This is a genomic window from Paenibacillus sp. FSL L8-0340 (genome assembly GCF_038593145.1).
Taxonomy (GTDB): Bacteria; Bacillota; Bacilli; order Paenibacillales; family Paenibacillaceae; genus Paenibacillus_AQ.
Window position 1 is genome coordinate 2323830 of record NZ_CP151967.1, and the last position, 17602, is coordinate 2341431.

The 17602-nt window shown below is 52.1% G+C and carries 17 protein-coding genes and 1 riboswitch; of the genes, 14 read left to right on the forward strand and 3 right to left on the reverse strand.

What is annotated here, in order from left to right; genetic code table 11:
* Positions 1 to 189 precede the first annotated feature (189 nt).
* Positions 190 to 1614 carry a pyruvate kinase gene (gene pyk / locus NST07_RS10170; protein WP_038588922.1) on the forward strand — a complete coding sequence of 475 codons (1425 nt, stop codon included), beginning with the start codon at positions 190 to 192 and terminating at the stop codon, positions 1612 to 1614.
* Positions 1615 to 1746: 132 nt separating this feature from the next.
* On the opposite strand, the gene NST07_RS10175 is transcribed toward pyk, so the two are convergent.
* Positions 1747 to 2490 (reverse strand): G1 family glutamic endopeptidase, encoded by a 744-nt coding sequence (locus NST07_RS10175; protein ID WP_342481479.1) that lies wholly within the window; start codon positions 2488 to 2490, stop codon positions 1747 to 1749.
* Between the two features lie 101 nt (positions 2491 to 2591).
* On the opposite strand from NST07_RS10175, the gene NST07_RS10180 reads away from it, so the two are divergent.
* The 3 genes from NST07_RS10180 to NST07_RS10190 are packed head-to-tail and all read left to right on the forward strand — an operon-like array spanning position 2592 to position 4748.
* Positions 2592 to 3773, forward strand: coding sequence for an MFS transporter (locus NST07_RS10180; RefSeq protein ID WP_342481480.1), 1182 nt, complete (start codon positions 2592 to 2594; stop codon positions 3771 to 3773).
* Positions 3774 to 3813: 40 nt separating this feature from the next.
* Positions 3814 to 4353 carry a thioesterase family protein gene (locus tag NST07_RS10185; protein ID WP_341091461.1) on the forward strand — a complete coding sequence of 180 codons (540 nt, stop codon included), beginning with the start codon at positions 3814 to 3816 and terminating at the stop codon, positions 4351 to 4353.
* Positions 4350 to 4748, forward strand: a complete 399-nt coding sequence (locus NST07_RS10190) for an FxsA family protein (protein ID WP_341091462.1) — start codon at positions 4350 to 4352, stop codon at positions 4746 to 4748. Before NST07_RS10185 ends, NST07_RS10190 begins: the two co-directional genes overlap by 4 nt.
* Positions 4749 to 4905: 157 nt before the next feature.
* Here the strand turns inward: NST07_RS10190 and ytvI are convergent, their stop codons facing one another.
* On the reverse strand, positions 4906 to 6021 hold the full coding sequence (ytvI, locus tag NST07_RS10195) for a sporulation integral membrane protein YtvI (protein WP_341378020.1): 1116 nt from the start codon (positions 6019 to 6021) through the stop codon (positions 4906 to 4908).
* Between the two features lie 389 nt (positions 6022 to 6410).
* Between ytvI and NST07_RS10200 the strand changes: the two genes are divergently transcribed.
* From NST07_RS10200 to thiH, 9 genes are all read left to right on the forward strand, one after another.
* Complete coding sequence (locus tag NST07_RS10200; RefSeq protein WP_341091464.1) at positions 6411 to 7523, forward strand: citrate/2-methylcitrate synthase; 1113 nt, start codon at positions 6411 to 6413, stop codon at positions 7521 to 7523.
* Positions 7524 to 7619: 96 nt separating this feature from the next.
* Positions 7620 to 8915: an NADP-dependent isocitrate dehydrogenase gene (gene icd, locus NST07_RS10205; protein ID WP_341091465.1), complete on the forward strand. Its 1296-nt coding sequence runs from the start codon at positions 7620 to 7622 to the stop codon at positions 8913 to 8915.
* Between the two features lie 19 nt (positions 8916 to 8934).
* Entirely contained in the window at positions 8935 to 9876 is a 942-nt protein-coding gene (gene mdh, locus NST07_RS10210; protein ID WP_341091466.1) for a malate dehydrogenase, read from the forward strand.
* A 122-nt stretch (positions 9877 to 9998) separates the two neighbouring features.
* The gene (locus NST07_RS10215) at positions 9999 to 10424 is read left to right on the forward strand and encodes a hypothetical protein (protein WP_038588945.1); all 426 of its coding nucleotides are present in this window, start codon (positions 9999 to 10001) and stop codon (positions 10422 to 10424) included.
* 353 nt (positions 10425 to 10777) lie between these two features.
* Positions 10778 to 11647: an SDR family oxidoreductase gene (locus tag NST07_RS10220; protein WP_076110654.1), complete on the forward strand. Its 870-nt coding sequence runs from the start codon at positions 10778 to 10780 to the stop codon at positions 11645 to 11647.
* A 148-nt stretch (positions 11648 to 11795) separates the two neighbouring features.
* Positions 11796 to 11898, forward strand: a riboswitch (TPP riboswitch).
* Between the two features lie 112 nt (positions 11899 to 12010).
* Positions 12011 to 12619 (forward strand): thiamine phosphate synthase, encoded by a 609-nt coding sequence (locus NST07_RS10225; protein ID WP_341091467.1) that lies wholly within the window; start codon positions 12011 to 12013, stop codon positions 12617 to 12619.
* Positions 12620 to 12670: 51 nt separating this feature from the next.
* Positions 12671 to 12874 carry a sulfur carrier protein ThiS gene (gene thiS / locus NST07_RS10230; RefSeq protein WP_341091468.1) on the forward strand — a complete coding sequence of 68 codons (204 nt, stop codon included), beginning with the start codon at positions 12671 to 12673 and terminating at the stop codon, positions 12872 to 12874.
* 214 nt (positions 12875 to 13088) lie between these two features.
* Positions 13089 to 13853 (forward strand): thiazole synthase, encoded by a 765-nt coding sequence (locus tag NST07_RS10235; RefSeq protein ID WP_341091469.1) that lies wholly within the window; start codon positions 13089 to 13091, stop codon positions 13851 to 13853.
* A gap of 28 nt (positions 13854 to 13881) precedes the next feature.
* Complete coding sequence (gene thiH / locus NST07_RS10240; protein WP_342481481.1) at positions 13882 to 15039, forward strand: 2-iminoacetate synthase ThiH; 1158 nt, start codon at positions 13882 to 13884, stop codon at positions 15037 to 15039.
* A gap of 24 nt (positions 15040 to 15063) precedes the next feature.
* Here thiH and yfbR read toward each other — a convergent pair whose 3' ends face one another.
* Positions 15064 to 15699, reverse strand: coding sequence for a 5'-deoxynucleotidase (gene yfbR / locus NST07_RS10245; RefSeq protein ID WP_341091471.1), 636 nt, complete (start codon positions 15697 to 15699; stop codon positions 15064 to 15066).
* Positions 15700 to 15804: 105 nt separating this feature from the next.
* On the opposite strand from yfbR, the gene NST07_RS10250 reads away from it, so the two are divergent.
* Positions 15805 to 17460 (forward strand): fumarate hydratase, encoded by a 1656-nt coding sequence (locus NST07_RS10250; protein ID WP_342481935.1) that lies wholly within the window; start codon positions 15805 to 15807, stop codon positions 17458 to 17460.
* Positions 17461 to 17602: the final 142 nt, after the last annotated feature.

A 17602-nucleotide genomic window follows, 5' to 3' on the forward strand; every position in this document is an offset into this window, starting at 1 on the left:
TGTATTCGACTTAAATTTACAGCAAAAGAAGGCTATAACATTGATTTTGTGTCCAAGTTGCAGTAATATTCATTAGGGCGCAGTAAAAGGTACATGTGATAAAGTTCCTATACAAACAGAGAGCCTTATAGTAGATTTTGTAGTTGGAAAAAGTGAGACAGAGAGAACGAAAAAACGGAGGAAAACCTAATGCGGAAAAGTAAAATTGTATGTACGATCGGTCCTGCTAGTGAATCGTTGGAGAATATCAAAAAATTGATCTTGGCTGGTATGAATGTGGCCCGTCTGAACTTCTCCCACGGCGATTTTGAAGAGCACGGCAACCGGATCAAGACGATCCGTCAGGCATCTAAAGAACTGGGCAAAACTGTTGCCATCCTGCTCGACACCAAAGGACCGGAGATTCGCACAGGCAAGCTGGAAGTAGAACCGATTGAACTGGTTCAGGACGAGTATCTGACATTGACTACGGAAGAGATCCTTGGCGACCAAAACCGTATCTCCATCACTTACAGCGACCTGCCTAATGATGTTCAAGTAGGCTCGACCATCCTGATCGATGACGGCCTTATCGGACTTACCGTTGTCGACATTCAAGGCACAGAAATCAAGACCCGTATTGTTAACGGCGGTACGATCAAGAGCAAGAAAGGCGTTAACGTACCAGGAGTTGCCATCTCCCTGCCGGGTATTACGGAAAAAGACACCAACGATATCGTTTTTGGGATCGGACAGGACATCGATTTTATCGCCGCTTCCTTCGTTCGCAAAGCTAGCGACGTTCTGGAAATCCGTGCACTGCTTGAGAAGCACAATGCTTCCCATATTCAAATCATCTCCAAAATCGAAAACCAACAAGGTGTTGACAACCTTGATGAAATTTTGGCAGCTTCCGACGGCCTGATGGTTGCCCGCGGCGACCTTGGTGTGGAAATCCCTGCTGAAGATGTGCCTTTGGCTCAAAAGCTGATGATCGAAAAATGTAACATTGCTGGCAAACCGGTAATCACAGCTACCCAAATGCTGGATTCTATGCAGCGCAACCCGCGTCCTACCCGCGCTGAAGCAAGTGACGTTGCGAACGCTATCTTCGACGGAACAGATGCAATCATGCTGTCCGGTGAAACTGCTGCCGGGAAATATCCGGTAGAGTCCGTTCTCACAATGTCCCGCATTGCTGAGAAAGCTGAATCTGCCCTGAACCACCGTGAAATTTTCATGAAGCAACAAATTGCTCAAGAAACAACGGTTACTGAAGCGATCAGCCAATCCGTAGCGATTTCCGCTCTGGACCTGAACGCTAAAGCTATCATTTCTTCGACTGTAACTGGCCACACTGCACGCGTGGTTTCCAAATACCGTCCTAAATCGCAAATTATTGCCGTGACTACTCAAGAAAGAACTATGCGTCAATTGGCACTCGTATGGGGCGTAACTCCTGTATTCGGTAAAGAAGCTACGTCGACAGACGAATTGCTGCAAACTGCCCTTAAAGGCGGTAAAGATTCCGGTCTGGTTAAAGCAGGCGATCTTGTTGTAATTACAGCGGGTATCCCACTGGGACGTTCCGGTTCTACAAACCTTGTGAAAGTAGACACCATTCCAGCTGACTAAGCTTAGGAGTCTTCTATAACGCAGATCGTTCTATTCATAAAAAGCAATGGTGGATTCCACCATTGCTTTTTTTGCTTGATATACGAGGGTCAAATGTATATATTGGATTGAGAGTTTCGGGCAAAATGAACACTAGGAACGTATGAGAATAGGGTTTCTTGTGTTAACGAGAGGCGAGCCCTTATGATATACACGTTTAACTACAAAAGTATCTCCGGCGGAATTGGGGCTTGAAGGGACGGCAACTGCGGTTTTGTTCTGCACCATAATACCTCCATCGGCTGGAGTGAGCTTAGGGCTTTTGCCGTTGATCGTGCAGCGGCTGAACCCTGTGGGTGTTACCCGGGCTAGCGCGCCTATAGTTCCGCCGACTTGAGGGGCTTCCATGATCCATTCAGCGGAGGACTCCGGGCCGGTGTAATGCTGTATGGTGCGGAAAATCCAGTTCTTGCTGAGATTCCGCAGGGTTATACGCCATTTTCCGCGGCTGATCTTGGCGATCGTTGCCCGCATGCGGTCTCCGGGAGAGACCGGGAGATGTATAACCGTCTCCATTGCCGGCAGTATTTCCCACCAGGGATAGTAGCGGACGACTCCATTTATAGATTCATGTGCGGTGCCGGTCTGAATCAGATTGCTGTTTTTGAAGCCGTCGATTCCAATCCAGGCCGAGGAATAGCTAGCTTTGGAAGAGGGTTTGACATAAGGGACAACCCACTCGCCGGAGATTCTCCGGAAGGCTCCTTTTTTACCTGTGATGGCATATCCGCTCCAGTTGCTGGAGGTCCAGCCGAAGCCTGTGCTTTGAGCTCTTCCTTTGTTGGTTTTGTCCGTGAGACAAGGCCGACCGCGCTTTAATTTATAAACTGTGCTCACTTGTTCACCGCCTCTATTAGGTTCTGCTCTATTTAATGCGGCGTAGTCTTGTAAAGGTTGGGTATTCTGTTAAAAAGGATTGGAGAGGAAATATAGCACAAATGGAAAAACTACTGAAGCTGCGCGGCTTTTATCTCTTCCTGGGACTTGCCGGCGGCTCGTTTGGTTCCTATCTGACGCTGTTGCTGAAGTATAACGGAATGGATGTCAGTCAAATTGGTATGATGATGGCGGTAGGAACACTTATTGCCATATGTATTCAGCCTGTATGGGGTCTTATCTCCGACAGGTATAACCAGGCGCGCCTTGTACTTATTCTAAGTGTGGCTGTACCGGCGGTGCTGGCCGTATTCTACCGTTCGGAATATTTCATTGTTCTTCTGCTGGTATACACGGTGTCCACGATCTTCTCGTCCACACAGGCCCCTATCGCCGATTCTTACGCCATTGCGGCGGCGAACAGAGCCGGATCCACCTATGGCAGCATCCGGCTGATGATGAGCATAGGAGCGGCTGTAGGGGCCTATGCCGGTGGCCAGTATGTTGAGAGATTTTCAGTCTCTACGATATGGCTTCCGTTCCTGCTCTTAAATTCAGTTGCCGTTGTTTTTGCCTTGACCTTGCCCAGACAGGCGGAAGAGAATCATATGATGAGCCAATCGCTGGCTCAAGGGGTCAAAAAATTGCTCGGCAACCGCATCTTCCTGGCCTTTCTGGGCGGCAGCTTCCTGGTGAACCAGACGATGACAGCTTTCGGCACTTATTTTGTAGTGGCCTTTCAATCTGTCGGCGGCTCCACAGGGTATGCCGGAATTGCGCTTTTTCTTGCCTCTGTGACGAACGTCCCCTCCATGCTGTATGCCTCAAAAGTTATCCGTAAGCTGGGACGGGAGCGCACGCTGCTGCTGGGTGCGCTGATCTATGTGCTGCGCTGGGGGATTCAGGTGGCCTTTCCCCATCCTTCGGTGATGATCGGCGTGCAGGTGCTGCACGGTCTGTCATTCGGGCTCTTTTATATTGCTGCTGTTGAATACGTGTCGCAGATTACTTCATCCGAGATGCAGGCAACAGGCCAAAGTGTCTTCAATATCGTATTTTCCGGTTTTGCGGGAATTCTGGGCAATTTGCTGAATGGATTTCTGCTTAGTCAGGGCGGTGTCGGGCTGATGAATGTGTCTTGCATGATAAGTTCTGCCGTAGGGGCGGTACTGCTCTTCTATGTAGCCAAAAGCTCAAGGAGCAGCGTTCCGAAGACGATGTCCTCGGGCGGAATTGGCGTATAGCTGCCGCTTCCTCAAGTAAATACAGAAAGGAGCATAAGTTATGGAATCACGTAATCGGGTGCTTTCCAGCTGCTGGCACAGCACGGCTTTCCGCGTGCGTTACCAGGAAACCGATCAAATGGGTGTGGTGTACCACGCCAATTATTTAAGCTGGTTCGAGAGCGGGCGCACCGAGATGTTCCGCGAGCTCGGCTTCGCCTACCGTTCACTGGAGAACATGGGAGTGCTTCTTCCTGTGACTGCGGCAGATTTGCAATTTAAAAGTCCGGCGCGATATGATGATCTTATCGCCGTGTATGCGCGGCTTAAGGTTTTTTCAGCTTTGAGAGTTGTATATGAATATGAGGTGCGCCGGATTGAGAAGGATGGGGAACGTGGCGGCGAAGGTTCTGCGGAACATGGAGCGCTTTCAGCGCTGACTGCTGCCCAGACTCTTCCGGGTGAGCTTCTGGTTAGCGGTTCTACCAGTCATGTCTGGCTGAACAAGGACTGGAAGCCGGTAAGGCTGGACCGGGCGCTGCCGGAGCTGTATCAAGCGATAACCGGGGCGCTCAGGGAAGAAGAAGGAGGAGCAGTATGATCAGGAACAAATGGCTGTGGGCTGCCTTGTTTATTATCCCGGCCGTGGAATTATTCGGGTTCATCTATGTCGCTGGTTATCTTGGAGCGCCCAAAACGCTGCTGCTCATTCTGGCAACTTCAGTGATCGGACTGCTCATGATGCGGTTCGAAGGCAAAAAGGTACTGCAGGACAGCAAAATACAAATGCAGGAAGGCAAAGTGCCCGGACGGACGATGCTGGACGGCTTGTGCATTTTTTTCGGCGGTCTGCTGCTGATTCTGCCCGGCTTTGTAACGGATTTAATCGGCTTTTCTTTGGTGTTTCCGCTGACCCGGCCGCTGTACCGGGTTTTTCTGCTTAGATGGATTGAGAAGAAAATGAAAAATGGCACCTTCACCTTTTACCGGAGGTAACAGAAACCTGTCTATGCGCTGCTATGTGTACCAGACGAATAGCATGAACCTAGGAAACGAAAACAGAGCGGAAGCTGTCTACTTAGACGGATTCCGCTCTGTTTCGTTATAAGGGGCTGCTTTACATTTCCCGCTGTATTTCATACACCTAGTTGGACTAATGCAGGCGTCCGCTCACAATATAGCTGTGCAGCGCCCGGAACACGCCGGCACGGTGGAAGGCGTCAAGGATGACCAGAATAACAGGACCCAGTAGAAGACCGAGCATGCCGAACAGCTGCAGGCCGGCGAACATGCCAACCAGCAGGGTAAGCGGGTCCAGCCCGATGCTGCTGGCGAGCACCTTGGGCTCAAGCACCTGGCGGGTCACGAGAATGATCCCATAGAGCACCAGCAATCCGATGGCCAAAGCCAGGTTGCCGGTCATATAGGAATACAGCGCCCAAGGGAGCAATATAACACCGACGCCAAGGTAAGGGACCAAATCAACGATGCCGACCGTCAGACCGATGGCAAAGGCGGAGTCTACGCCCAGCAGCAGGAGACCGATAATGACGATAACCCCGGTAACAGAAATCAGCACTAACTGGGCCCGCAAATAGCCGGACAGCGCTTTGCGCAAATCACTCCAAATCTCGGAGACCGGTCTAAGCAGAGGCGCCGGCAGCAATGAAGTTAATTTTGCATTATGGTGATCCCAGCCGGTGCTGAGGAAAAAGGCGGCCAGCACGATCACAATGAGGATGGTTCCCATGCTTGGCAGCGCGGAAATCAGCTTCAGAATCATATTAAAAAAACCGGTGATGAGTTGGGTCATGGCGTGGCCCACGGTTTCGGTAGTCCGGCTGATGTTGCTGTCGATAGTGGCATGATAGTCCGGGTTGTCGTGGTAAAACTGGTTGATTTGGTTAATAATATTCTGAATGCTGGCATTGCGGCCCAGTGACAGCAGCAGTTCGCGCCATTGGTCGGTATGGAGATCTAAGGTCTGCAGCAGCACAATCAGCTCTTTCACCAGCCGGGTAATCAGCGCAGTCAGTACAAGGGCCGTACCTCCGATATAGAACAGCAGCGAGAGCGAGACGGCGAGCCAGCCCGGAAGCTTAAAGCCTTTCAGGATCACCACCAGCGGATGAATGATATAGGCGAGCAGCCAGGCCAGGAGGAGCGGATAGAGCAGCGGAAGCAATACATAGATGGCGAACATCAGCCCCGCAGCGGCGAGAACAACCCAAAGGCCGCGCAGCACTCTTTTTAACACTAGCGTGTCCATCGTTCATCCCCCCACTATTGCTGCTCCCGCAAGAAAATAACTGCTCGTCTTATGTATATTCATAGATTGATTTTACAGACTATCAAAAGTCATAAAGCATAAAACATGGCAGACTCTATAACCTGAAAGCGCAATCATGAAACAGGAAGATCGGAAGTTTTTTTCTATCTCTCCGATAAAATCATTTGATGCGTGTCAAAGCTTCCACGTTGTTCACATAACCGTCAAAATCCGGTATGATTATTAAAGGTTCTACCCTGAAAGTTGGTTGCAATCTTTAAGGATGTCTTATCGCCCTTCTTTTTATGTTTTTAAACCTTTAAAATGTAAATGTTTTCACGATGTTAGAAATGGCTTTTAAACCCTTGTTCGCAAAGGAGAGAGATACTATGACAGCTACTAAAGGCCTGGAAGGCATCGTCGCCACGACTTCCTCAATCAGCTCGATTGTGGATGGCGTCCTCACTTACCGCGGATTTGATATTGACGATCTTGCGGAAAATGCCACCTTTGAAGAAACCGCTTATTTGCTGTGGTTTGGCAATCTGCCTACTACGCCTGAGCTGCAAGCTCTGCGACGTGATCTCAGCGCATTTGCACCGATTCCGGAGCAGGTCATTGCACAAATGAAGCTGTATCCCAAAGAAGCGAACACGATGGCTGCCCTGCGCTCCGCCGTATCAAGTCTCGCGCTCTATGATGAAGCGGCGGATGATATGAGCCGTGAAGCTAATGAAATCAAGGCAGTAAAGCTTCAGGCGCAGATTCCGACCATAGTCGCTGCGCTGGCGCGTATCCGCAAAGGTCTGGAGCCCATTGCACCCAAAGAAGGCTTGTCCATCGCGGAAAATTTTCTCTATATGCTATGGGGCAAACAGCCGGATGTCGTATCCGTCAAGGCGCTGGATGCTGCACTGGTGCTGCATGCGGACCATGAGCTGAATGCCTCCACATTTGCCAGCCGCGTGACTGTGGCTACGCTCTCCGATATGTATTCCGGTGTGACGTCTGCGATTGGTGCCCTTAAGGGTCCGCTGCATGGCGGAGCGAATGAGGCCGTAATGAAGATGCTGGAGGAGATCGGCAGTCTGGATGCAGTGGAGCCCTATATACGCGGGAAGCTGGAGCGCCGTGAGAAAATTATGGGCTTCGGACACCGTGTCTATAAGAATGGGGATCCGCGTGCCAAACATCTGATGAAGATGTCCCGTGAGTTGGGCACCATGAAGAATGACACCACACTCTACGAGATGTCCGTCAAGATTGAGGAGCTGATCACCGGGCAGAAGGGACTGAAGCCAAACGTGGATTTCTACTCGGCTTCGGTATACACGCAGCTTGGTATTGAGCGGGAGCTGTTCACGCCTATTTTTGCCATCAGCCGCGCTTCGGGATGGACAGCGCATATTCTGGAGCAATATGTAGACAACCGCATCATCCGCCCGCGTGCAGAATACACTGGGATGTCCGAACAGAAATACGTTCCCGTTGACGAGAGATAAAGGCGGCCCTTGCGGGCCGCTCCACCCCTCTAGTAGAATGAATGTACGCATGTGCTAACCAAACCAAACTAAACTTTTTAGGAGGATTCCCCACAAATGTTGAAACTAGAAAAATACGATCTGCCGACAGAAGGCGAACAAATCACGATTGAAGACGGCAAACTGGTGGTTCCGAATCATCCGATTATTCCTTTTATTGAGGGTGACGGCACTGGCCGCGACATTTGGAAAGCCTCTAAACGGGTGCTTGATGAAGCTGTAGCCAAAGCTTACGGCGGTGCAAAAAAAATTGCCTGGTATGAAGTATTTGCCGGCGAAAAGGCCTTCAATACATATGGTGAATGGCTGCCTAATGATACGCTGGAAGCCATTCGTGAATATATTGTAGCTATTAAAGGCCCGCTTACTACTCCAATCGGCGGCGGAATCCGTTCTTTGAATGTGGCGTTGCGCCAGGAACTGGACCTGTATGTATGTTTGCGTCCAGTGCGTTATTTCGATGGAGTGCCTTCACCGGTGAAACATCCGGAGCTGGTGGACATGGTTATCTTCCGTGAGAATACAGAAGACATTTATGCGGGTATCGAGTACCAGGAAGGCTCCGAGGCTGTCAAGAAAGTAATTGAATTCCTGCAGAAGGAAATGGGTGTGAACAAAATCCGCTTCCCGGAAACCTCCGGAATCGGCATCAAGCCAGTATCTTCCGAAGGCTCGAAGCGCCTGGTGCGCGCTGCAGTTGAATATGCGATCAAGCATGGACGGAAGAGCGTAACGCTTGTGCATAAGGGCAATATCATGAAATTTACCGAAGGTGCGTTTAAGAACTGGGGTTACGAAGTGGCTGAGCAGGAGTTCGGCGACCAAGTATTCACCTGGAACCAATATGATGTCATCAAGGAACGTGATGGTGAAGCTGCGGCCAATGCTGCCCAGAAGGAAGCGGAAGCTGCCGGAAAAATCATCATCAAGGATGCAATTGCCGACATCGCTCTGCAGCAGGTATTGACCCGTCCGACCGATTTCGACGTGATTGCTACGCTGAACTTGAACGGTGACTACTTGTCCGACGCGCTTGCTGCTCAAATCGGCGGCATCGGCATCGCTCCGGGAGCGAACATTAACTATTTAACAGGGCATGCTATCTTTGAAGCAACACATGGTACGGCTCCGAAATATGCCGATAAGGACGTTGTGAACCCGGGTTCGGTCATTCTTTCCGGAGTAATGCTGCTGGAGCATTTGGGCTGGCAGGAAGCGGCTGACCTTATCTACAAAGGAATGAGTACCGCCATTAACAACAAAACAGTGACTTATGATTTTGCCCGTCAAATGGAAGGCGCAACAGAGCTGAAATGCTCCGCGTTTGCCGACGAAATTATCAATAATCTGTAGTCTTGTAGGAGGGTATCTCTTGGCCATCAAACGTTATAAAATTACAGTCGTGGGTGCCGGCTTCACTGGCGCTACCACGGCGCTTATGCTTGCCCAGAAGGAACTCGGCAACGTGGTGCTGCTGGATATTCCGCAGCTCGAGAACCCGACCAAAGGCAAGGCGCTTGACATGCTGGAAGCCGGTCCTGTGCAGAAGTTCGACAGCCAGATTACGGGAACCTCAAGCTATGAGGATGCTGCGGATTCGGATATCGTGATTATTACGGCAGGCATCGCCCGCAAGCCTGGCATGAGCCGCGATGATCTGGTGAATACCAATGCGGGAATTGTGAAATCGGTCTGCGAAAATGTGAAACGTGTCGCTCCGGAATCCATCGTAATTATATTGAGCAATCCGGTAGATGCGATGACTTATGTGGCTTACAATGCACTAGGCTTCCCCAAAAACCGGGTAATCGGACAATCCGGTGTGCTGGATACGGCCCGCTACTGTACTTTTATCGCCCAAGAGCTTAACGTTTCGGTTGAAGATGTACGCGGCTTTGTGCTGGGTGGACATGGCGATGATATGGTACCGCTCGTACGCTATTCCAGCGTAGGCGGCATTCCGATTGATACGCTGATTTCCGCAGAGCGAATTGCGGAGATTGTACAGCGTACACGAGCCGGCGGCGGCGAGATTGTCAGCCTGCTCGGCAACGGCAGCGCTTATTACGCGCCAGCGGCTTCCTTGGTCCAGATGACTGAAGCGATCCTGAAGGACAAGAAGCGGATTATCCCGGTAATCGCCCTGCTTGAAGGTGAATACGGTTATGATGGGCTGTTCATGGGCATTCCGGCGCTGCTGGGTGCGGACGGCATTGAGAAGGTATATGAACTGGAGCTTACGGCAGAGGAGAAAGCGGCTTTGGATAAGTCGGCAGATTCGGTACGTGCCGTTACTTCGGTAGTTAGGATTTAAGCAGTAACCTGCGGGAGCCCCCATTTTAGAAATTATAATGGGGGTTTTCTTTTCTTCTATTTGTTGGTTAGGTATAATTGAAGTGTAACTAAAATCACTGAAAACATTAGAGGAGGTATGTTATGGGTCACTTTTTGTTTTTTCTACATATGATCGGTACATTGGCGCTGGGCTTTTATCTGGTGCTGCCGTTTGTTCTCGGGCGTGTCCAGAAGCTGAGCGTCCCTGCGAGAGAAGGAACGCTTAGCGCTATCGGCGGCTTCAACCGCTTCGCCCAGTACGGTCTGGTCATCCAACTGCTGACTGGCGGCTATATGATGACGAAGGGTGAATATTCGGTACCGTGGATGATCGTGGTGGTTGTTCTGCTGCTTGCTATGTTTGCACTCGGCGGCATCATCAGCAAACCATTGCGTCTTGCCGCAGCCGGCATGCGCGAGAACCGTGACGTATCCGCAGAGACAGGCAAAATCCGTACCTTGAGCCTGCTGCTCATGGTGGCGCTGGTGCTGATGGTGTTTTTTATGGTGTACAACAGCATTATTTAAGACTTCCTTCATAGAAAGACTACAGAAAGCCCGCCTCCGGATTGACATGGAGAGCGGGCTTTTGGGTGCAGACATTACTTCAGGGCAAGTCTATCGGGTACCACCCAGCCATGCCGCAGTCACAGTCTGCATATATCTGCAACTCCATTGCTGGATTAGTGCTTTCTCTGTAAAGTATATCGCCTTCCCCGGCAAAAACAACTGACATTTTAGTTTGACCGCGCCCAAGGTGTGGTAAGTAACATAACGTAAAGCAAATAAAGAGATGATCTGCAGGTGCATAAACCAGGCACCCTGAGCCAACCCTAAAACGATGAGTAACCAACAGGTACACAGCGAAAGGAGAATGGATCATGCCAGACAACACGCAAACCAAAAAAACATTACCTCCGCAGGTGCAGGACCGCCAGCCCGGAATTGAAAGTGAAATGAATCCGCTGCCGGAATTCGAGACCTCAGCCTATAAGGCGGCGGGCAAGCTGCTGGGCAAGGCGGCTCTGATTACAGGAGGAGACAGCGGTATTGGCCGGGCGGTTGCCGTTCATTTTGCGAAGGAGGGTGCGGATGTCGTTATTTCCTACCTCAATGAGCATTCCGATGCCGAAGAGACTAAACGCCAGGTAGAGCAAGAGGGAAGGAAGTGCATTCTGATCGCCGGCGATATCGGCGTGGAGGCGTTCTGCCAGGATCTGATCAATAAGACAGTGGAAGGACTCGGCAAGCTGGACATCCTGATTAATAATGCGGCCGAGCAGCATCCGCAGGAGAAAATTGAGGATATTACCTCTGAGCAGTTAGAGCGGACATTCCGCACGAATATTTTTTCGATGTTCTATTTGACCAAGGCAGCCATGCCCCACCTGAAAAAAGGGTCCACGATCATCAACACGACTTCGATCACAGCCTACCGGGGCAGCCCGCAGCTGCTGGACTATTCGTCCACAAAAGGGGCGATTCTCAGCTTTACCCGTTCTCTGTCGATGAACCTGGCGGACAAAGGCATCCGGGTTAATGCCGTAGCGCCGGGTCCAATCTGGACACCGCTTATTCCGTCGACCTTTGACGCGAAGAAAGTCAGTGAATTCGGCGGCACGCAGCCAATGAAACGCCCGGGACAACCGGAGGAGCTGGCTCCAGCCTATGTATATCTGGCTTCCGACGATTCATCTTATGTAAGCGGACAGGTAATGCATGTGAACGGCGGCGAGGTCGTAAACGGCTAAATGCGGTTGCTGATTCCATTGCTATGCATAATTAGAGTCTGGAGCGGAATCTTGGGTTCCGCTCTTTTTGATGCAGGCCTCTTTTAAAGGATGGCTCTTCAAGGAATAATATGTTAGTATATGAAACGTTAAGCGTAATTGAATATGGATTTGTCACTAGGGGTGCCGCAAGGCTGAGACGAACATACCCGTTCGGACCCTTTGAACCTGATCTGGTTTATACCAGCGTAGGGAAGTGGAGAACGAATAACTGCAGCGGGGCTGAATGGCCCGGTATTCCTGTATATATTCCAGACTGCCTCCTTTACGGGGGTGGTCTTTTTTGTGTTTGCCGGTAATGCAAAAGAACAGGAGAAGGTGAACATGTTGAAAGAGATACATTTGATCTCGGATGGAAAGCAAAATCCGGCGCAGTTTGTTCAACTGGCTGCGGCTGTGCATTTCATAGTGGATTATATCCATCTCCGGGAAAAGGCAATGTCTGTACGGGAGCTCATGGCTCTGACGGAGCAGCTGATCATAGCAGGGGTTCCGCCTTCCAAGCTGGTGATCAACGACCGGGTAGACGTTGCGCTGGCCGCAGGGACGGGCGGGGTCCAATTGGCTTGGCACAGCCTGCCGCCTGCCGCAGCACGCGGCATAGCACCGGGCCTGCGATTGGGAAGGTCGGTGCATTCCCCGGAGGAGGCGGCCGAATCCGGCCGGCAGGGAGCGGACTTCTGCCTGTTCGGGCATGTGTTTCCCTCGGCCTGCAAGCCGGGGCAGCGGGAACGCGGATTGCAGCAGCTGGCTGCGGCTGTCCGCTGCAGCAGCATTCCGCTGATCGCCATAGGCGGAATTGAGCCGGGTAATGCCGGTAAGGTTCTGGCAACGGGTGCTGCCGGAATTGCCGTAATGTCCGGAATATGCAGTGCGGGAGATCCTGTGGCCGCCGCTACAGCCTACAGATCAGCAGTTCAGGCCGTACCCTAAGCCTGAAGCCATGAATAATGCTCCTGCACCAGTTAAAGGAGGTGAGCAAGCATGAATTTGATCGTGAATGGAAAAGGCGGGGCCTATGAAGAGAGCTGCCGGACTGTAGCTGATCTGCTAAGCCGGTCAGAGTGGGCCGGGAGACTGGTTATCGTGGAGCTGAATGGTGAGATCGTCGGCAAGGACGTTTACGAAGATACGCTGCTGAGCGAAGGTGACCGCGTAGAGCTGGTCCATTTTGTCGGCGGGGGCTGAAGCCGGTGCGTGTTGCCGGATGAAAGCAGTAAGAGGCAAGAGGCAAGAAGCAAGAGGTAAGACGTAAGACGTAGGAAGTAAGACGTAAGACGTAAGACGTAAGACGTAAGAATCAAGAGTTAAAGGTAAGACATAAGAGGTAAGATCAAAACTCAGTGTATCAGCAACAGAAGCTCCGCATTTAAGCGGAGCCACTATCTCAGGAGGCGATTGTATGCAAGATTCTTTCGTTATCGGCGGAATTCCTTTATCCAGCAGGCTGTTTATCGGAACCGGGAAATACAGCCGCAATACCCTTATTCCCGAAGTGATTGCACGCTCGGGTTCACAGGTCATTACTGTGGCTCTGCGCCGGGTTGATACGGAGAGCAACGACAACATTGTTACTCATATTCCCTCCCATATGACGCTGCTGCCCAATACCTCCGGTGCGCGCACAGCCGAAGAAGCGGTGCGTATTGCCAGACTGGCCAGGGCGGCAGGGCTGGGCAATTGGGTGAAGATCGAGGTGATTAATGATCAGAAATATTTGCTGCCTGACAATATGGAGACGGTTAAAGCCACGGAAATATTGGCTGCAGAGGGTTTCGTTGTACTGCCGTATATGAGCCCCGATCTTTCGGCAGCTATCCGGCTCAAGGCAGCCGGAGCTGCCGCTGTTATGCCGCTGGGTGCGCCCATCGGCTCGAACCGCGGCCTGCAGACCAAGGAGCTGCTGCGGATTCTGATCGCAGAAGTGGATCTTCCGGTGATTGTTGACGCCGGTATTGGCAGACCTTCCGAGGCTGCTGAGGCGATGGAAATGGGCGCATCCGCCGTGCTGCTGAATACGGCAATTGCTACTGCGCGTGATCCGCTTCTAATGGCGGAGGCATTCCGTGAGGCGGTATCGGCAGGGCGCAAGGCTTATCTGGCCGGACTGGGGCCGGTGGAGGAGGCGGCAACGGCCTCTTCGCCGCTGACCGGCTTTTTGTTCTAGCCAATGGAGAGAAGGAGGGAGGAAGAGCATGAGCTTTTATGATACGCTGACCCGGCTGGAGCAGCTTCCTTACGAGACATTATGGAAGCAGTATACTGCCGTGGATGTGAAGCGGGCGCTTCGTTTGGAGCATCTGGACGAAGACGGGCTGATGGCACTGCTGTCTCCGGCGGCGGAGCCTTACCTGGAGGAAATGGCGCAGAAAGCGCAAAGATTGACACGTACGCACTTCGGGCATGTGATGCAGCTGTTTACGCCGATGTATTTGGCCGATTTTTGCGTGAATCATTGCACTTATTGCAGCTTTAGCTCGATTTATGACTTTCCGCGCAAAAAATTGACACTGGAGGAGGTCAGGCAGGAAGCAGAAACCATCGCCGATACAGGCCTGCGCCACATTCTTATTTTGACTGGCGAATCCCGGAGTGAAAGTCCGGCCGCTTATGTGAGGGAGTGCGTGAAGGTGCTCCGTGACTATTTTTCTTCTGTCAGCATTGAGGTTAATCCGCTCTCTACGGAAGAATACAATGAACTGAGGCTGGCAGGGGTAGACGGTCTTACCTTGTATCAGGAGGTCTACCATCAGGAGACCTATGGGAAGCTGCATGTGAAGGGTCCGAAGAGAGTCTACCGCAACCGTCTGGATGCGCCCGAACGCGGCTGCCGCGCCGGGTTTCGATCTGTGAATATTGGTGCCCTGCTGGGGATGTACGATTGGCGCCAGGAAGCTCTGGCCACTGCCCTGCATGCGAGATACTTGCAGGATAAGTACCCGGAGTGCGAAATCGGCTTGTCGATTCCCCGCTTTCGCCCGTATCTCGGAGAATTCAATCCGGCAAGTGATGTAACCGACCGTGCGCTGGTGCAGATCATACTGGCTTACCGACTGTTTTTGCCCCGTGCGGGCATTTCATTGTCCACGCGGGAACCGGCAGCTTTGCGCGATCATCTGGTCCATCTCGGCATCACTAAAATGTCCGCAGGAGTATCCACCGAGGTAGGCGGGCATACCCTTGAAGGCGGAACCCCGCAGTTTGAAATCTCGGATGGCCGCAAAGTGCATGAAATTACAGAAATGCTGTATGCCAAGGGACTGCAGCCGGTATTCAAAGACTGGGATATCCTGACAGAGCCGCTCCATTCACCAAAGATTACACCGCCCCATCAGGTGGACTCGCTGCATTAATAAAAAGCGATCAAATTGCTGCATTCAATCTGCCGAATCTGCCCCGGTCTCACTGCTCATGCCAGCGGACAGCTCGTCCAGCGACATTTCAAACCCTGGAGCCATATGGGCCAGGAAATAATCCATCTCCGGCAGTTCCAGTACGCGCAGCTTCGTCGCGGTCTGCTCTTTGGCAGCAGCGAACTCGCGGTTGCCTGCAGCGACCTCCCAGACGCATTTCAGGTAGGCGTCCAGCACGTCCGCTGCTTTGACATAGCGCAGCAGCCCGGCATCCTCTGAGCCGGGCGGGCTGTCCTGCGGCTGCAGGAGCGGCGCGTAGACCGCACTTAGCTCCGGCGGAATCATCGCCGCCAGACGTTCGGCGGCGACCCGCTCCATGTCGCGGAAGCTGGACAGCAGCCGCGGGTTGTTATGTTTCACCGGCGTAGCGATATCGCCGGTGAATACCTCGGAGGCGTCGTGGAACAGCGCCATCACGGCAGCACGGTCGGCATTTAGCGACCGCCCGAAATGAGCGTTGCCGATTGAGCACAGCATATGGGCCAGCAAAGCTACCTGGAATGAATGCTGCGCCACGTTCTCCGGGGCGGTGCTGCGCATCAGGCTCCAGCGCTGAATATATTGAAGACGATACAAATAGGCTGAAAAATGGTAGTTCAATTTTTAAGTAACCCCTTTCATGAGCCGATTAATATGATATTATAATAACTAATTGTAACAGAGTTTAGACAACCTGGAACTGATGGAGAGGAGTCCTGAATGAAGATGCAGCATTTTGAAGACAGCATTTATAATCTGATCGTAGAGACCTCCACAAATTTGCCGGGCGATGTGCGCAGGGCAGTAGCGAAGGGGCGCTCGCTGGAAGACAGGGCGACCCGCTCGGGACTTGCTTTGACCACGATTGCACAGAATATCGGAATGGCTGAGCTTCAGGTATCACCGATCTGTCAGGATACGGGGATGCCGACGTTTATTATTCATACACCTGTAGGCGTTAACCAGATAGAAATGAAAAAAGATATACACAGCGCCATTGTCCGGGCGACCCAAAACGGCAAGCTGCGTCCCAATTCGGTAGATTCGCTTACCGGTGAAAACAGCGGAGACAATCTCGGCGCCGGGACACCGGTAATCCATTTCGAACAATGGGAAGAAGAGGGCGTAGATGTCCGGCTCATCCTGAAGGGCGGCGGCTGCGAGAACAAGAATATCCAATACAGCCTTCCGGCAGAGCTGGAAGGACTGGGCAAAGCTGGCCGTGACCTCGACGGCATCCGCAAATGTATTCTCCATGCCGTCTATCAGGCACAGGGACAGGGCTGCAGCGCGGGCTTCATCGGTGTGGGCATCGGAGGAGACCGCACGACAGGCTATGAGCTGGCCAAGAAGCAGCTGTTCCGTAAGGTGGAGGATATCAACCCGGTAGAGGATCTGGGCAAGCTGGAAAATTATATTATGGAGAATGCCAACAAGCTGGGCATCGGCACGATGGGTTTCGGCGGCGAAGTCACGCTGCTGGGCTGCAAGGTGGGAGTAATGAACCGGCTTCCGGCCAGCTTCTTTGTCTCGGTGGCCTATAATTGCTGGGCCTTTCGCCGCCAGGGCGTGTTGGTTGATCCTGCGACCGGCAAGATCAGGGAATGGCTGTATGAGAGCGGCACGGGGATTTCCGTTGATGATGCTGGAGTATCTTCGCCCGAGCCGGTAGCTGTACATGCCGCAGGAGCTGCCGGGTCCGGTGTCGTTCCCGAGGATGCCACGATTCCAGGGGCTCCGGCTGTTTTGCCGGCCGCTGAAGCTGCTGAAGGAGCAGGGCAACCTGCAACGGCCGGCGGATCGCGCGAGGTCCGGCTGACGACGCCGATCAGCGAGGAGGATATCCGCAGCCTGCGGGTTGGCGATGTGGTAATCCTGTCCGGGGAAATGCACACCGGCCGCGATGCGCTGCATAAATACCTGATGGACCACGAAACGCCGGTTGATCTGAACGGTGCAGTCATTTATCACTGCGGTCCGGTCATGCTGAAGGATGAGGAAGGCTGGCATGTAAAAGCGGCAGGGCCGACTACAAGCATTCGCGAAGAACCGTACCAAGGGGATATTATTAAGAAATTCGGCATCCGCGCCGTGATCGGCAAAGGCGGAATGGGCCCCAAAACGCTGAAGGCTCTGCAGGAGCATGGCGGCGTATATCTCAACGCTATCGGCGGAGCCGCGCAATATTATGCCGAATGTATCAAGAAGGTAAGTGCAGTTGACTTTATGGAATTCGGAATCCCTGAGGCGATGTGGCATTTGCAGGTAGACGGCTTTGCGGCAATCGTAACGATGGATTCGCACGGCAACAGCCTGCATGCTGATGTGGAGAAGGATTCTGCAGCCAAGCTGGCCCAGTTCCGCGAACCTGTGTTCAAATAAGTCATCAGGAGATAAAGGCCACAATAACAGAAGCCGACCTTCATTTTCACTCTGGAGCGAGGCTTCTTTTTTTGCCGATGTTCAGAAGAATTAAGGAGAAAAAACGAAGAAATTTAAAGTTCTTGACAACGCATGCGTTTGC

Excerpts from the sequence above, each read along its gene's own strand:
- NST07_RS10250 (WP_342481935.1), top strand. The coding sequence starts at position 15,805 with ATGCAGCATTTTGAAGACAGCATTTATAATCTGATCGTAGAGACCTCC.
- NST07_RS10225 (WP_341091467.1), top strand. The coding sequence starts at position 12,011 with ATGTTGAAAGAGATACATTTGATCTCGGATGGAAAGCAAAATCCGGCG.
- NST07_RS10180 (WP_342481480.1), top strand. The coding sequence starts at position 2,592 with ATGGAAAAACTACTGAAGCTGCGCGGCTTTTATCTCTTCCTGGGACTT.
- NST07_RS10200 (WP_341091464.1), top strand. The coding sequence starts at position 6,411 with ATGACAGCTACTAAAGGCCTGGAAGGCATCGTCGCCACGACTTCCTCA.
- ytvI (WP_341378020.1), bottom strand. The coding sequence starts at position 6,021 with ATGGACACGCTAGTGTTAAAAAGAGTGCTGCGCGGCCTTTGGGTTGTT.
- NST07_RS10220 (WP_076110654.1), top strand. The coding sequence starts at position 10,778 with ATGCCAGACAACACGCAAACCAAAAAAACATTACCTCCGCAGGTGCAG.
- icd (WP_341091465.1), top strand. The coding sequence starts at position 7,620 with ATGTTGAAACTAGAAAAATACGATCTGCCGACAGAAGGCGAACAAATC.
- thiH (WP_342481481.1), top strand. The coding sequence starts at position 13,882 with ATGAGCTTTTATGATACGCTGACCCGGCTGGAGCAGCTTCCTTACGAG.
- NST07_RS10235 (WP_341091469.1), top strand. The coding sequence starts at position 13,089 with ATGCAAGATTCTTTCGTTATCGGCGGAATTCCTTTATCCAGCAGGCTG.
- thiS (WP_341091468.1), top strand. The coding sequence starts at position 12,671 with ATGAATTTGATCGTGAATGGAAAAGGCGGGGCCTATGAAGAGAGCTGC.
- pyk (WP_038588922.1), top strand. The coding sequence starts at position 190 with ATGCGGAAAAGTAAAATTGTATGTACGATCGGTCCTGCTAGTGAATCG.
- NST07_RS10190 (WP_341091462.1), top strand. The coding sequence starts at position 4,350 with ATGATCAGGAACAAATGGCTGTGGGCTGCCTTGTTTATTATCCCGGCC.
- NST07_RS10185 (WP_341091461.1), top strand. The coding sequence starts at position 3,814 with ATGGAATCACGTAATCGGGTGCTTTCCAGCTGCTGGCACAGCACGGCT.
- NST07_RS10215 (WP_038588945.1), top strand. The coding sequence starts at position 9,999 with ATGGGTCACTTTTTGTTTTTTCTACATATGATCGGTACATTGGCGCTG.